General features: G+C 39.7%; 15 protein-coding genes. 12 read left to right on the plus strand and 3 right to left on the minus strand.

Going from position 1 to position 15,672, the window contains the following annotated elements:
* Nucleotides 1-7 precede the first annotated feature (7 nt).
* Genes MHH87_RS08100 through MHH87_RS08125 form a run of 6 tightly spaced genes read left to right on the plus strand, consistent with a single transcriptional unit; the run spans nt 8 to nt 6,849 of the window.
* On the plus strand, nt 8-679 hold the full coding sequence (locus tag MHH87_RS08100) for a hypothetical protein (protein ID WP_340748807.1): 672 nt from the start codon (nt 8-10) through the stop codon (nt 677-679).
* The gene (locus tag MHH87_RS08105; RefSeq protein WP_340748808.1) at nt 676-1,650 is read left to right on the plus strand and encodes a Gfo/Idh/MocA family protein; all 975 of its coding nucleotides are present in this window, start codon (nt 676-678) and stop codon (nt 1,648-1,650) included. Before MHH87_RS08100 ends, MHH87_RS08105 begins: the two co-directional genes overlap by 4 nt.
* Nucleotides 1,651-1,708: 58 nt before the next feature.
* Nucleotides 1,709-3,412, plus strand: coding sequence for a hypothetical protein (locus MHH87_RS08110; protein ID WP_340748809.1), 1,704 nt, complete (start codon nt 1,709-1,711; stop codon nt 3,410-3,412).
* On the plus strand, nt 3,405-4,991 hold the full coding sequence (locus MHH87_RS08115) for an FAD-dependent oxidoreductase (RefSeq protein WP_340748810.1): 1,587 nt from the start codon (nt 3,405-3,407) through the stop codon (nt 4,989-4,991). Before MHH87_RS08110 ends, MHH87_RS08115 begins: the two co-directional genes overlap by 8 nt.
* Nucleotides 4,992-5,006: 15 nt before the next feature.
* On the plus strand, nt 5,007-5,969 hold the full coding sequence (locus MHH87_RS08120) for a GNAT family N-acetyltransferase (protein ID WP_340748811.1): 963 nt from the start codon (nt 5,007-5,009) through the stop codon (nt 5,967-5,969).
* Between the two features lies 1 nt (nt 5,970).
* Nucleotides 5,971-6,849, plus strand: a complete 879-nt coding sequence (locus MHH87_RS08125) for an ROK family protein (protein ID WP_340748812.1) — start codon at nt 5,971-5,973, stop codon at nt 6,847-6,849.
* 217 nt (nt 6,850-7,066) lie between these two features.
* Here the strand turns inward: MHH87_RS08125 and MHH87_RS08130 are convergent, their stop codons facing one another.
* Nucleotides 7,067-7,282, minus strand: a complete 216-nt coding sequence (locus MHH87_RS08130) for a hypothetical protein (RefSeq protein WP_340748813.1) — start codon at nt 7,280-7,282, stop codon at nt 7,067-7,069.
* A 276-nt stretch (nt 7,283-7,558) separates the two neighbouring features.
* On the opposite strand from MHH87_RS08130, the gene MHH87_RS08135 reads away from it, so the two are divergent.
* A complete protein-coding gene (locus tag MHH87_RS08135; RefSeq protein WP_340748814.1) occupies nt 7,559-8,749 on the plus strand; it encodes an MFS transporter in 1,191 nt (396 codons plus the stop codon).
* Between the two features lie 74 nt (nt 8,750-8,823).
* Here MHH87_RS08135 and MHH87_RS08140 read toward each other — a convergent pair whose 3' ends face one another.
* Nucleotides 8,824-9,099: a MerR family transcriptional regulator gene (locus MHH87_RS08140; RefSeq protein ID WP_340748815.1), complete on the minus strand. Its 276-nt coding sequence runs from the start codon at nt 9,097-9,099 to the stop codon at nt 8,824-8,826.
* Between the two features lie 272 nt (nt 9,100-9,371).
* On the opposite strand from MHH87_RS08140, the gene MHH87_RS08145 reads away from it, so the two are divergent.
* The 5 genes from MHH87_RS08145 (at nt 9,372) to MHH87_RS08165 (ending at nt 14,526) form a co-directional block, all read left to right on the plus strand.
* Nucleotides 9,372-10,589 carry a branched-chain amino acid ABC transporter substrate-binding protein gene (locus MHH87_RS08145; protein ID WP_340748816.1) on the plus strand — a complete coding sequence of 406 codons (1,218 nt, stop codon included), beginning with the start codon at nt 9,372-9,374 and terminating at the stop codon, nt 10,587-10,589.
* Between the two features lie 132 nt (nt 10,590-10,721).
* Complete coding sequence (locus MHH87_RS08150; protein ID WP_340748817.1) at nt 10,722-11,708, plus strand: branched-chain amino acid ABC transporter permease; 987 nt, start codon at nt 10,722-10,724, stop codon at nt 11,706-11,708.
* Between the two features lie 9 nt (nt 11,709-11,717).
* Nucleotides 11,718-12,980, plus strand: coding sequence for a branched-chain amino acid ABC transporter permease (locus tag MHH87_RS08155; RefSeq protein WP_340748818.1), 1,263 nt, complete (start codon nt 11,718-11,720; stop codon nt 12,978-12,980).
* A 28-nt stretch (nt 12,981-13,008) separates the two neighbouring features.
* Nucleotides 13,009-13,803 carry an ABC transporter ATP-binding protein gene (locus MHH87_RS08160; protein ID WP_340748819.1) on the plus strand — a complete coding sequence of 265 codons (795 nt, stop codon included), beginning with the start codon at nt 13,009-13,011 and terminating at the stop codon, nt 13,801-13,803.
* A 15-nt stretch (nt 13,804-13,818) separates the two neighbouring features.
* The gene (locus MHH87_RS08165; protein ID WP_340748820.1) at nt 13,819-14,526 is read left to right on the plus strand and encodes an ABC transporter ATP-binding protein; all 708 of its coding nucleotides are present in this window, start codon (nt 13,819-13,821) and stop codon (nt 14,524-14,526) included.
* A 170-nt stretch (nt 14,527-14,696) separates the two neighbouring features.
* Here the strand turns inward: MHH87_RS08165 and MHH87_RS08170 are convergent, their stop codons facing one another.
* Complete coding sequence (locus MHH87_RS08170; protein ID WP_340748821.1) at nt 14,697-15,620, minus strand: carbon-nitrogen hydrolase family protein; 924 nt, start codon at nt 15,618-15,620, stop codon at nt 14,697-14,699.
* Nucleotides 15,621-15,672: the final 52 nt, after the last annotated feature.

Consider the following 15,672-nt stretch of genomic DNA (forward strand, 5'->3'; position numbering starts at 1 on the left):
GTCATGGATGCCGAAATTCGTGATCGCAAACATCGATAAAGTAAATAGCGCACAAACATTTCAACCTCATCGGATTGGTGTTGATGAGACGCCAATTGATCCTAATGCAGAGTTAACCTATGTTGCTCAGGTTTTTTTTTCAGCGGGGGATGAATTGGACTTATATGTGCCTGCTGAAATACTTAACGAAGCACGAGCGAAATACGTGTATTTTGATTTAGCGCTATATCCGTTTTTTGCCGGAGTGAAGAATGCTGTGGGAGATCAGGAAAAGAGCGGAGTTGTACGATTCCGTCGCACAGGTTTGGAAAGTAAATTAGTCGGGGACATTTATGTACTTTCGAAATTATTCGGAAAGCCGAGTCAAACACATGTAAAGATACGTGAGATTGAACGAAAAGCACATATCATCGTGTTATTAAAATTTGGGCAATCGATTATGGCACATATCGAATTCACGACAGGTGGTAATGAACGTCTGGAGTTCGAATACAGCAGTCCGCAACAAATTATTGAATTTGATAGTGATGAGATGCGACCAGTGCTACCAACAACAAAAACGAAGCTACCGCTAATGTATACCGTTGATGCAATAACAGAAACAGCTGTGGAAATTACGGACGAGCTAAAGCAAGAATTACAAGCAATTGAACAGTTACTGGGAGGTGTGGTTATATGAACATTGGCATTATGAGTTTTGCACATATTCACGCGACAAGTTATGCAACTGCGATTCGCCGCATCCCAGGGGTGACATTAACAGCTATTTATGATACAGACGTGGAACGGGGAAAAGAGGCGGCTGCTCAGTTTGGTGCGACGTTTTACAATAGTGAAGCTTCCTTTTTACAAACAGATATTGAGGCGGTAGTAATTTGTAGTGAAAATGTGCTACATAAACAGATGGCCGTTGCCGCTGCGAACGCAAAAAAGCATATTTTATGTGAAAAGCCGATTGCGACAACGCTAGCAGATGCGGAAGAAATGATTCGTAGTTGTGAGATAAACGGGGTTATGCTACAAATTGCCTACCCGGTTCGTTATAGCCAGCCGATCATCGAGCTAAAAAAAGCGATAGATAATAGGGAGCTCGGTGAAATTGTTGCCATTCGTACAACAAATCGTGGGCAAAATCCAGGCGGGTGGTTTATTGATGCTAACTTATCTGGAGGTGGTGCAGTCCTTGATCATACCGTGCATATGGTTGATATTATGCGTTGGTATTTAAGTGATGAAGTTGTTGAAGTGACAGCATTTGCAGATCGCTACTTTACGGATATTCATACAGATGATGCGGGAATTATGACACTACAATTTGGGGGTGGGGTGATTGCCTCACATGATGCGAGCTGGTCTCGTTTCCCGCAATTTCCTACTTGGGGCGACGTCATGATTGAAGTAATCGGCACGAAGGACACCCGGAAAGTGGATGTGTTTAAGGAGCAGTTCCGTTTGTATGGCAAAGAAGAGCGTTCGCTAACCCATATGTACTGCGGCAATGATACGGATTTTGATTTAATTATCGATTTTCTAAAAAGCGTGCAGCAAAATAAAGCACCGGCAATTACTGGTTATGATGGCTTGAAATCTTTAGAAGTTGCTTTAGCTGCCTACGAATCTAGCAAAAAGAAACAACCAATACCTTTATAAACGACAGGGTACTCCAATTGAGTGCCCTTTTCATTTCAAGTGAGGGGGGATAAATGATATGAAAACGATTTATTATACTTCGCGCGATCCAGTAGTGGTGTTTGCGGTCAACGAATTGGCAAGTCAGCTGCAACAAGAACGTATTGTGCCACTTGAGCAATGGGGAAAGGTGCAGGAAACAGAACATACAGAAATCTTTTTACTAACGATGAAGGAGTATGTAGCATATTTTGCAGGAGAGCCAATCACGCTTTCAGTTGATGAATATACAATTATTCAAGAAAATCATCGCTATTATATTACCGGCAATACACCGCGCGCGCTACTATACGGGGTGTACGGTTTTTGGCAACATGTGTTAGGGGTTGTGGCACTTTATTATGATGAGCTAGCTATAAAAGTAGGCGACAATACACTTGAAGTAGCTACTCGACGTGTCATTACACAAAAACCTAAATTTCGACGCCGCGGCAACGTACTTGAAACATTAAATGATGTCGAATTTTTACAACATTTAGTTGATTGGGGTGTGAAAAATGGTCATAACGAGTATTTCTTTACCTTTTTCCTATGGGACGAGGTCAAAGATGTTCTGGAGCCGGAACTTGCAAAGCGCGGCGTCAACGTTACATTAGGTGGCCATAGCTTGCGTTATTTGCTTGCGAAACTGGAGAACGAGCAGCGTTTAAGCAGTCAGGCAATTGACGGAGCAGTTGGCGATTTAGTTGGGGAAAAAACTGCGTTTACACAACAGTTTACTATCGAAAATGGTCAATTTTTTACACCGAATAATCCACTGCAACAGCGTGTCATTAAAGATATTGTGGCCATTTGTCAGGATGCACCAATGATCACGCGCATTTCACTTTGGCCGGAAGATATCGGCATTGATGCAGAGCAAAGTGAGCAGTTTTTAACGCAGTATATTGCGTTTACGGATCAGTTGAAACTTGCACTCTTAGATAAGGGATTGTCTGTTGAGGTAGAGCATATCGTCTATAATGCAGGATTGGCGTGGCATATGTTAGAGCGGGCAGACCACAAGCCGTCAGAGCAATCCGATATATTATTTGCCTATTGGGGTCGTGATTATAGTAGGGGTCTTGCGGATAGCGGGAACGCTGGACAACGAGCATTATCAGCGCTGCAACACTGGAAAGCGTCATCTACTAAAGAGGTAACAATTTTTGAATATTACAGCGATCATTTTATGTTGAGTGAATTATTCCCGCCACTGCATAATCGTATTGCACAAGATATCGCACAGTACGAACAGCTACAATGTGAGGGGATTTTAAACTTAATCGTGCCTTTGCATAAACAAACGGCAGCGGAACCACATATGTCGTCTTACAATTATCAATGGAATCAGCACTGGAATAATGCGTTTTATTCGCGCCTGGCATGGGGAGAGGACTTTGCTGTCATTGAGCAGCAAATGTTCGCGCAATTTAACGACGCTGTACGCTATAAACAATTACTAGATACGTTAGAGACGGAGCTAGCGCGTCATACGAACTGGAATTTCCCGCTATTTCCGTCGCGTGTTGTGGATGTTAAAAAGATTGATAGTAGTGAGTATGCAGCAATCATCTCACAGCAACTTCACCGTGCACATGAAGTAGTGAAGGATTTTACAGAAGAACCCCTTCATCCACAAACGGTTCAGGAAAAGATGGATTCCTACTTCTTTATAATGCAAAGGCTGACGAAGCTTTATGCAGAGGCCTGGGCACAAAAGGTAGGTGAAGCGAGTGTTTGAGTCGCTTTATTATTACAAGAAAAGTAAAGCAGTGAATCCGAGGACGGTGCAAGCTGATGCTGTAGTTTATGGTGCTACACCAGCAGGCATTACAGCGGCATTGCAACTGAAAAGCCGGGGATACGCCGTCATTATCGCAGAGTTTAGCCGACATATTGGCGGGATAAGTGCGAGCGGACTTGGTGCAACGGATTTAGGCGCAGAGCCAGCTGTAGGTGGATACGCAAGGCAGTTTTACAAAGAGGTGGCGGGACATTACGGCGTAGAAAAGCAGTTTACTTTTGAACCGCATGTTGCGCAGCGCATTTTCACAAAGTGGTTAACCGAAGCCGATATTCCGGTCTACACCGAGCAACATTTACAACAGGTATATACTAATAGTGGCGTTATTACAGCTATTTCTATGGAAGACGGCACACGTTTCGAAGCGAAAGTATGGTTAGATTGTAGCTATGAAGGCGATTTAATGGCGATGGCGGGCGTTTCGTACAAAGTAGGGCGCGAAGCTAATTCGACGTATAAAGAAATATATAACGGCATTCAGTTTGGTGCCCCACATCATAAGTTTGAAAAGTGGATTGATCCGTATGTAATTGAAGGAGATACGAGCAGTGGTTTACTTCATGGCATTACAGAAGATAGCTCGCAGCAGCTCGGCTTTCAAGGGCAAGGTGATCACCGCATTCAAGCGTATAATTTCCGTATTTGTTTAACGACTGTACCAAATAAGCTAGCATTTCCGAAGCCGCCAAATTACGATGCAACAAAATATGAATTGCTTCTGCGATATATCCAGTCTGGAGTGTGGGATGCATTGAAGCTCCATACGCCATTACCGAATGACAAAACAGATTTAAATAATTACGGAGCGTTTTCAACGGATTACATCGGCATGAATTATGACTGGCCGGACGGAAGCTACCGTCGCCGTGAAGAAATTTTCCAAGCACATTTATCATATGTAATGGGGCTGTTGTACTTTTTAACGAATGATAACCGTGTCCCCCTATTTATTCGCCAACAAGTGAGTAAATACGGGTTACCACTGGATGAATTTAAAGATACGCATCACTGGCCACATCAACTGTATATACGTGAAGCACGTCGCATGATTTCCGATGTTATCATGACGGATCACTACCCATTACAGCAGAAATTTGTTCACGATTCTATTGGGTTAGCTTCATTTCATATGGATTCCCATAATTGCCGCCGCATGGTAGTAGATGGACGTGTGGTAAATGAAGGGGATGTACAAGTAGCAGTAAGTCCATTTGCCATTTCTTATCAAGCGATTCGTCCGAAACGGGAAGAATGCGAAAACTTACTTGTCCCAGTTTGCCTTTCTGCTTCTCATATTGCGTACGGTTCGATTCGCATGGAGCCTGTCTTTATGATTATTGGGCAATCAGCGGGTATGGCGGCAGCACTTGCACTAGACAATAACTGTGCGGTTCAACAAGTTTCGTATGCCCGTTTGCGCGCACTGCTCGAACAGGCAGGGCAAGTGCTTGACTGGGACACGTCCATACAAGATGACCCACTAGCCCGTATGAAAGAAACGTTTGGCAAAGTATAAGGGGGAATGAAGAATATGCAATTTCAACCATGGTCTATTGATTATATTGATGGGCTTGTTACGTTATGGAATGCGGAATTAGATACAGAATTTCCAATGCGCAAGGAATTATTTCTACAAAATAGTTTTTACGACGTCAATGTTTTTGAAGAAGGTAGCTTTATTGCGCTAGATGACAATGGCCAAGTAATCGGGTTTGTTGTGAGTAAAACGTGGCAAGAGAAAATGGACGTCGCAATGGACAAAAGACGCGGCTGGATTCAAACGCTACTTGTATGTAGTGATGCCCGTCACAATGGGCTTGGGACAATGCTTTTAAAAAAGGCAGAGCAGGCGCTAACTAATGTAGGTATTAAAGAAATTCAACTAGGCGGTGATCCATTTCATTATTTATGCGGGATTCCGCTAAATCAGCTGGAAACAATAAAGCTAGCAGAAAAGCATGGCTATGTGAAGCGAATTGATACGTATGACTTAGTGAATGAGCTTGCAAAAGACTATGTAATGCCCGCGCATCCGAATGTTGAATACGTACTATTGAAACAAGAAGAAGCACCGCAGTTAATTGCCTTTTTACAGCGCTGTTTCCCTGGCCGCTGGGAGTACGAGGCGATGAAATATTTTGAAATGGGTGGTACGGGCCGAGAATTCGTTGTGCTGAAAAAAGAAGGGGAAATTATTGGGTTTTGTCGAATTAATGACGACCAATCCCCGATGATTGCCCAAAATATGTACTGGCGCCAGCTAATTGATGGGGAAGTAGGTGGTATTGGTCCGCTCGGGGTTGATCAAAACGAGCAAAAGCAAGGATACGGCCTTGGAATTGTGCAAGCAGGCATGGCGTATTTACAGCAGCGTAGCGTGGAGACAATCATTATTGACTGGACGTTTTTAGTCGAGTTTTATGAAAAGCTCGACTTTAATGTGTGGAAATCATACGGCATTTATTTAAAAACGATGGCTGAAGTAGGTGACTAAATTGGGCTATATTTTAGTAGCGGATATTGGCGGTACAAAGCTTGCAACCGCCATTTTTGAACATGGAAAACCTTTACGGATGATTGCACAACAAGAGCAGCCAAGTAGCCAGGAGGAACAAGCGCTATTTGATCAGCTAATAAATGGGTTTGAGCAGCTATATACAGCCAATCACGTTCAAAAGGAGAAAATTGAAGTCGTTTCGGTTGGATTGCCAGGTGTGTTAAACCTTGCTAAGGGGGTTGTTTTGTATCAAAATAATTTACCATGGTCCGGTTTTCCGTTAGTCGAGCGCCTGTTAGAAAGGTTTCCGAATTCAAAGATCATCATGGATAATGATGTTTATATGGCGGCGTCTGGGGAGTATCAGGCACGTGAATTCACGACCGAAACATTTGTGTATGTCACGTTGAGTACAGGGATTGCCTGTTGTACGATTGCGAATGGCCAATTTTTACGTGGTGTTGGGATGGCTGGGGAAATTGGTTTCAGCTTAACAGATACTTCTCTGATGCTAGAACAATACGTAGCTGGTCCGGCATTAGAAGCCCGTATTAATAAGCAAACAGGCAAACAGGAGCCATTAAGTACCATTATGGAAAAGTATTATCGTAATGATGAAATTGTTTTACCGATTATAGCGGAAGCAGTCGATCATATAGCCCGTCAGCTCCATAACGTGCTCATCTTACTAGATCCACATGTCATTGTACTAGGCGGCGGCGTTTTTAATCATCATCCAAAACTTGTTCAGGTTGTACAACGAAAACTTGGGGATTATTTAACAACACCACTACTACATGGCAAAGAAAACCGCGTTGAAGCAAGTATTTTTAAAGGAAATGCGGGGTTAATTGGAGCGGCAAGTAGGGGAATATAAACGGAAAATTAAGCATCTTCAAACAGGTGGAAAGCGTAACCGCCACTGGTGAAAGATGCTTTTTATTATTGAATGAATTACTATACAGGGCACGGTGCGGTTGAAATAAGTTTTCAATACTAATCTTTACTTACATAATCACAATGATATTTAACACAATCTTTAATTAAATTGAAAAAGGTGAGTCCAAATAGCTCTCACCTTTCATGTACAGTTTTTATTTATTTTTGTTGGATTGTTGATCTTTGTCATGATTGGTTTTATTATCTTTGTTTTTTGCTTTAGCATCCCATTCAGCGGAAAATTCTTCGTTTAAATTGTCATTGGGGTTATTGTTATTGCTATTGGTATCGTCAAGGTCTTTGCTTTGGTAGAGATTAAAAGGGTTATGAGTTCTTACATTCATTGTCTTTTTGTTGTTTTTATTACCCATGGATGTTCACCTCCTAGTGTTTAATGTGCTCACAATAGAAGATTTTATTCTTAATGAACAATTCATCTTTTATTACCAAAATGTGTTTAATTGTCAGTTTGGATAGTTTGCATTTAGTCTCAAATTGGAGCGGGTGTCGAGCGTACAGTTACAAACAGGACGGAATCCAAATCTTTTTGATTAGTATTTATTTAATTAATGAAACGTATATATCTCTATAGAAACGCAGATCGTAGTATTTAAAGAATCCCAAGTTTAAGAGTAAAGGTGTGCTAAATGAAGGTTGACAAAATATGGACAAAGGATTTTTTCGTTATTTGGATCATTCATTTCATTATTACCGTTATTTTTTATTTGCTTCTAGTAACAATCGGTCAATACGCGATTATCCATTATGAAGTTTCGATAAGTGTAGCTGGGCTTGTGTCGGGGATTTTTGTAATTGGCAGTTTAGTTGGGAGGCTCATTGCAGGTCGTTTACTTACATTAATGAGTAGTAAGAAAGTGATGATAATCGGGCTTGTTTTTTTATGTGTGACCACTGCTTTATATTTTATCCAGGTAGCTCTTTTCAGTTTAATGATCATTCGTTTTTGGCAAGGTTTTGCGATGGGGATTACAGGGACAGCAGCAGGTACGCTTGTTTTTGAAACGTTACCTTCTCATCGCAAAGGGGAAGGCATTGGTTATTTTTCATTAGGGGGTATTATTGGGACTGCTATTGGACCGTTTCTAGGAATTTTCCTTACTCAACTTTCGACAGATTTCAACCTAATTTTTAAAGTGAATGTGCTACTCGCATTGATTTGTTTAGGATCATGTTTATTACTAGGGAAAAGTAGAAGTAATAGACCAATCGTTTCTGCTAGTAAACGATTTCGACTGTCTAATTATGTGGAGCTAAATGTTATACCAATGGCTTGTATTGCCTTATTAATTGGCTTTAGTTTTTCAGGTGTTATGTCTTTTTTGACGTTATATACTGAATCTATTAATCTTGTCGTAGCAGGCAGTTATTTCTTTTTGGTGTATGCCCTAGCAGTTATTTTAACAAGGCCATATATAGGGAAGTTATTTGACAGAGCTGGTGCAAGCATTGTCATTTATCCTAGCTTAGTTATTTTTGCGTTCGGGATGTTTTTATTTAGTACAGCACAGTCTTCTTTTATCTTTTTATTGTCTGCTGCTTGTATCGGAGTTGGATTTGGTAATTTTAATTCAGTCTCGCAGGCCTTTGTTATTATGCAAACGCCGCATGCTAGAATAGGTGTTGCCACTTCGACGTATTTAATATTGTGTGATTTGGGGATGGGGGCCGGTCCTTTTTTACTAGGGTTTTTAGAGCCGCTAATTGGATATAGAGGTATTTTTTCGAATATGGTAGTTGTTATACTAATATGTGTTGTCCTGTATTATCTACTGTATAGTAGGCAGGGTAATTTTGGAAAGAAAAAGATGCGAGCTTGAGGATGCACGGATTTAAGACCAACTGTAAAAAAAGTTGGTCTTTTTGTCTGTAGTAAGTCTAGGGAGTCACCTTTTCATAATGCTGCTTTGTTTAAATTTTGTTCTCGGCGTTGTAGTTCTTTCCTTATTTCACTTGTCCAAATACCGTCTTCAAGTTGATTGGCGATTTCGATTAATATTTCAATATCCTCAAAAGAGTACTTTCTTATTCCTGTTTTAGATCTTTCTGGGAACAATAGTTTACGTGTTTCATAATAGCGTATTTGTCTTTCGGATAGTCCTGTTAATTCACTAACGATTCCAATCGTAATTACCTTTTTATCCTTATATGAATAATCACTTCGAGTCATCTTCAAATCACCCAACTTTCCGATAAATCTGATAATGTATTCTTTTCATATATTTTACATTTAATATATTTGTGATGCAACAATATTATGGAATAGTATGTTAATATTCCTTACAAAGAAATCGGTGTAATTCGACATTTATCGACTGGAATAATGTCGAAATAAAAAGTGTGTGAGAACATCTGACAACATTGCTGATTATTTTTAGATTCAAAATTATACTAATTAAATCTAGTTGCTAAACTAGAAAGAGAAAAAATAGGGGGTATACTATGAGACTAAAAAAATCTTTTTCCTTACTTTCAGCTGGCTTACTAAGTATGGGGATATTGGCGGCTTGTTCTTCTGATTCAAGTGGAACTTCAAGCTCAGGAGGTTCGAATGGTAGTGGAGCAACAGAGGATACAAAGGTAATTAAAATTGCTGGACAATTACCATTATCAGGTGGTGTGTCAGTTACTGGCGAATCTTTACGACTTGGTGCGCAATTGAAGTTAGATGAAGAAATTGAGAAGTTCAAAGAGTTAGGCTATACACTCCAATTTGAAACATATGATGATCAATCGGATCCTAAAAAAGGTGTATCCAATGCGAACATAATTGGCGCAGATGAATCAATCTTAGCCATTGTCGGTCATTACAACTCAGGTGTTGCGATTCCATCTTCTGAAGTATATGACAAATACAACCTTGCGATGTTGACGCCAGGTGCCACGGCGACTGATGTAACCGATCGTGGATTGAAAACTGTTAACCGAATTGTCGGTCGTGATGATGCCCAAGGACCTGCTGCTGCGAAATATGCTATAGAAACTTTAGGGGCTAAGAAAATCTTTATTATTCAGGATAAAACAGCATTTGGTACGGGTGTTGCAGAGGCATTCAAAGGTGCTGCGGAACAATTAGGTGCTGAAATTTTAGCATTTGAAGGAATTACAGTTGGAGAGAAAGATTTTAACGGGGTAATAAACCAAGTGCTTTCTAAAAAACCTGATTTAATTTATTTCGGTGGGTTATATTCTGAAGCTGGAATTATTTTAAAACAAGCACGTGAAAAAGGGATTACTATACCGTTTATGGGGGCAGACGCACTAGATTCTTCTGGTTTAGTAGATATTGCGGGTGATGCCGTCGTAAATACATTTATTACATCAGTTGCCGGTTCGACTGCATCATCAGAATCTGGTCTAAAATTTGTTGAAAAGTATGAATCTACTTACAACAAAAAGGTAGAAGCGTTCTCAGTATATGGGTATGACACAATGGGTGTTATTTTAAATGCCGTTGAACAAGCTATTGAAGAAAATGATGGCGGACTTCCTACAAGAGAACAGGTAGCTGAAAAAATTCGTGCAACAAAGGATTACCAAGGTGCACTTGCAAATGTTACGTTTGATGAAAAAGGGGACAACGTAAACGCGAAAATTTATTTATTTAAATTTGATGAGCCTGTGTATCCAGGTGTGTTAGAAGGGGAAGTTAGTTTCTAATTAATAATCCTCAAAGGTGTTGGGAGGCTGTCTTATCTCAACACCTTTATTTTTACTAGATAGAAAGTATAGGATTTCTTTCGATTTTGAGAACTACGCATTATTTCTATCAGATGAGTCAGGAGGGGTATTATGTTTCTAGAAATGGTACAAAGTCTACCTCAAGTACTAATTGACGGACTGACATTGGGTGCTGTGTATGCTGTTGTAGCCCTTGGTTATACGATGGTATATGGTATTTTACAGTTAATAAATTTTGCGCATGGGGAAATTTTTATGTCAGGTGCCTTTATTGGTACGGCGTTATTTATTTTAATAATGGGCATGAGCTGGGCATCGGCAATTCCTCAGATTATCGTTCTGATTTTAGTACTAGTTGTGACAGCGTGTATAACAGGTGTTCTTGGAATGGGAATTGAGCGAGTTGCGTACCGCCCACTTCGAAGTGCGCCGAGGTTAATTCCTCTGATTACAGCAATTGGTATTTCGTTTGTTTTACAAGATGTTGTTCGTTTTATTGCTGAATTATCATATGGAAATTATATTGTGACAGGTCCATCAATGTTTAGAGATCAAATCACATTTAAAGCATCTTCTATTTCAAGTGTATTTAATGATGCTAGTTTTAAGACTTCATTTTTAATTGTACTTGTGATTGCCGTTATCTTAATGCTTTCTCTTGATTACTTTGTAAACAAAACAAAATGGGGAACTGCGATGCGAGCAGTCGCTTTAGATCGGGACACAGCGGCATTGATGTCTATTAATGTAAATAAAGTAATTTCTATTACGTTCTTTATTGGTTCCGCTTTAGGTGGAGCGACAGGTGTATTATTTGCGGTTCAATACGGAACAATTGACCCATTTATCGGCTTTATTTTAGGGATGAAAGCATTTATTGCGGCTGTTTTAGGCGGTATTGGAAACATTCGCGGTGCGATGTTTGGTGGTCTGTTATTGGGGGTTCTAGAAATGTTTGCTTCTTCTAACTTATCCCTATTAACAGGTGGTGTATTTGGGGCTGAATATAAAGATGTTTTCGCCTTCTCGATATTAATATTAGTACTTATTTTCAAGCCAGAAGGTTTATTAGGTAAACCTGTGGCCGAGAAAGTGTAGGTGGCTGTTATGAAGGGGAAATGGACATTATTTTTACAGCAAAAATGGTCACAATTAATATTATTTACTTTATTTATTGTCGTGACATCATCCGCTTTGTATTTTTCTAAAAAATCGGTAATTGCATTTTTATTATTATTATCTTCGTTATTGATCCTTCATTATATGAATTTAAAAAACTTAACGAAATGGATAATGGCTGCAGCATTACTGTTTATCTTGATTCCATTCGCGTCTAGTGGTGGTCCAGCTTTCCACTCCTATATGGAAGTTGCAACGATGGTTGGTATCTATGTATCGATGGCATTGGGACTGAATATCGTTGTCGGGATGGCAGGGTTGCTTGATTTAGGATTTGTTGCTTTCTTCGCAGTTGGCGCTTATTCATATAGTATTTTTGCAACATCCCAAGCTTCAAATTTCATGCCTTTTGGAACCTACCCTCTCGGTGGAGAAAGTTTTTGGATGTTCTTAATCATCGGTGGTATCGTTGCTGCCATAGCCGGCGTGTTGATTGGTATTCCCGTACTTCGAGTAAAAGGGGATTATTTAGCGATTGTAACATTAGGATTCGGTGAGATTATTCGGATTTTATTTAACAATGCGGATAGACCAGTCAATTTTACAGGAGGTGCAATGGGGATTTCATCTATTGCTCCACCGAAAATTTTTGGATTTGAACTTGTTTTTCCGAATCATTTTTATTTTGTGACGCTCGTTATTTTATTATTTACTCTTTTTGCGGTCAATCGATTAGAGCAGTCGAAGTTAGGGCGTTCATGGAAGGCTGTTCGTGAAAATGAAATTGCCGCGCAAGCAATGGGGATTCCACTCGTTAAAACGAAGTTAATGGCCTTTGCGCTAGGTGCTTCTTTCTCGGGTGTAATGGGCGTAGTATTCGCTGCGAAACAAGCATTCATTGACCCAACAAGTTTCACATTAATGGAGTCGTTTACGATTTTGGTTATGGTTGTACTTGGGGGGATGGGAAGTGTACCTGGAGTAATTCTAGGTGCAGCTGTAGTTACGATATTAAACTTGCAAGTACTCACAGAATTAACGAACTGGGTAAATCAGTTGACGAATACCGGTATCATCTCCATTCCTCAAGCATTGTCTCCATCAAAAATGCAAAAATTCATTTTCGGAGCTATACTTGTAGCGTTTGCGTTGTATCGACCTAAGGGGTTAATTCCCGCGAAAAATAAAATCTTTGATGCAAGTAAATTGAAAAGTGAAACACCTCAAAAGAACTCAGTAAGGACTGATTAGAAAAAATCCAATGGTAAGGGTGATGGATATGCCGATTTTAGAGGTAACTAATTTAACGAAAAAATTCGGAGGCCTGACAGCCAATCAAGATGTTACGATGAGTGTTGAAGAAGGCTCTATTACGGCCGTTATTGGACCCAATGGAGCTGGTAAAACGACATTCTTTAATATGATTACAGGTGTTTATCAGCCAACATCTGGTGACATTAAATTAGAGGGAAAGTCAGTGGTCGGACTAAAACCTGACGAAGTATCCAAAAAAGGCATTGCTAGGACATTTCAAAACATACGACTATTTGGGGAGATGTCAGTTCTTGAAAATGTACTTGTAGGGATGCATACACATTTAAAAACGAATTTACTAGGTATTCTATTAAATTTTCCGGGTACGAAAAAAGAAGAATTAGAAGCTGAAAAGGAAGCGTATCGTTTATTGGAGTATTTCGACCTTGCGCATTTATTGAATGAAAAGGCATGTAATTTAAGTTATGGTGCACAACGTAAACTCGAAATTGCACGTGCACTCGCTACAGAGCCGAAATTAATATTATTAGATGAGCCTGCTGCTGGGATGAATCCTAAAGAAACAGTTGAATTAACCACAATCATTAAGCAAATGGGCAAAGAATTTAATGTATCGATTTTGTTAATTGAGCATGATATGAAATTAGTAATGGAAATATCTGAGCATATTATTGTGCTAGATCATGGAGAAAAAATTGCAGAAGGAAACCCAGAAGCGATCAGAACGAATCCGAAAGTAATTGAAGCCTATTTAGGTTCAGGTGCTGTTCAAGCTCAAAGTTCTGCTCAATTGGTCTAAGGGAGTGAATAATAGATGTCGATACTACAAGTGAATAATATAGAAACGTTCTATGGTGGAATACAAGCATTAAGAGGAATCAGTATTAATGTAAACCAAGGCGAGATTGTTACTTTAATAGGGAGTAACGGTGCGGGGAAATCCACAACTTTGAAATCTATTAGTGGTTTGGCAAAAGTCAAATCGGGCTCTATTCTGTATAAAGATAAGGCCATAACAAATAAACCAGCTCATACAACAACATTGTTAGGAATGGCACATGTCCCAGAAGGAAGAAAGATTTTTTCTACCTTGACTGTAAAAGAGAATTTATTAATGGGTGCTTTTTCTGTTAATAAAAAGAATTTAATTGACCAGCGTATGGAAATGGTTTTCGAATATTTTCCTATACTTAAGAGTCGGATTGATCAAAAGGGAGGAACAATGAGCGGCGGTGAACAACAAATGCTCGCCATTGGACGTGCTTTAATGATGAATCCGGAACTATTAATGCTTGACGAACCATCAATGGGATTAGCTCCAATCATTGTTGAACAAATTTTCGACATTATTACGAAGTTAAATAAGGACGGAATGACGATACTATTAGTTGAGCAAAATGCGTACCAAGCATTAAGTATTGCACATAGGGGTTACGTTATTCAAAATGGTGAGATCGTCTTAAGTGGAAAAGGTTCAGATCTCATCGAAAATAGTGAAATAAGAGATGCGTATTTGGCGTAGTTACTACGAAGATCAATTGTAAAAGGTGAGGGTACTGAAAAAGTCGATAAAGTAGTAAAGCCAGTTCTTGAACGATGTATCGTTCAAGAACTGGCTTTTTACTTCGATGTCGGTACCCGGTGCACATGCTATAAGTAAACAGTATATAGACGAGTATTCATAAAGGCGATCTATTGCGGTTCTTCATTAACGATTAATTGAAATACATCTTTGCGATTATAATGTCCCACTACATCAAAATCGAAATGTCCACGTGTGATGTCGTCTAAATTCAACGTGGCATATAGAATGTCTTCTTTTCCAAATACAGGCTCTACTAAAAATTCGCCAAGTGGATTGACAATGCAACTGCCGCCGCGCGTAATTTCAAAAGGCATTTTTTGCATGTCTTCTGTTTCCAATAAATCTTCCTCGTACATTTCTTTCGTACTATACTGGTTGCACGATAATACAAAGCAACGACCTTCAATTGCAATATGGCGCATAGTAGAAAACCAGGTTTCGCGTGCATCAGCAGTTGGTGCGATATAAATTTGAATGCCTTTTTCATACATAGCAGCACGTGCTAGTGGCATATAGTTTTCCCAACAAATGAGAGAACCGATTTTGCCATAAGGTGTGTCAAAAACAGGGAGTGTACTGCCATCCCCTTCACCCCAAATAAGTCGCTCACTACCTGTTGGTTTTAATTTGCGATGCTTACCAAGCAATGTGCCATCTGGTCCAAAGAAAATAGCGGTACAATACAATGTGCCACCACTTGTTTCTTGATCTCGTTCAATGACACCAATGACTGTATAGGCCCCTGCTTTTTTCACTGCTTTTCCTAATTGATCGGTTTCTGGACCTGGAACTAAAATGGAATTCTTTGCGTAACGTAAAAAATCATTGCGACCTTCAGGAGAGCGACTCCCTACCACTGCTCCAAAGCTCATTCCGCGTGGATATGCTGGGATAAAACTTTCAGGAAAAACAATAATATTTGCCCCTTGCTCCCCGGCTTCTTGGATTAAAGAGATTGCTTTCTCGATACATTTTTCTTTATTCATCACGATTGAACCTGCCTGAACTACAGCAACTTTGCATATTGACAACTAAATCCCTCCTTTTCATAAAATTGTAAGTTTAATCATTTATAATGTAAAA

This window comes from Solibacillus sp. FSL H8-0538 (assembly GCF_038003525.1).
Taxonomy (GTDB): Bacteria; Bacillota; Bacilli; order Bacillales_A; family Planococcaceae; genus JBBOPI01.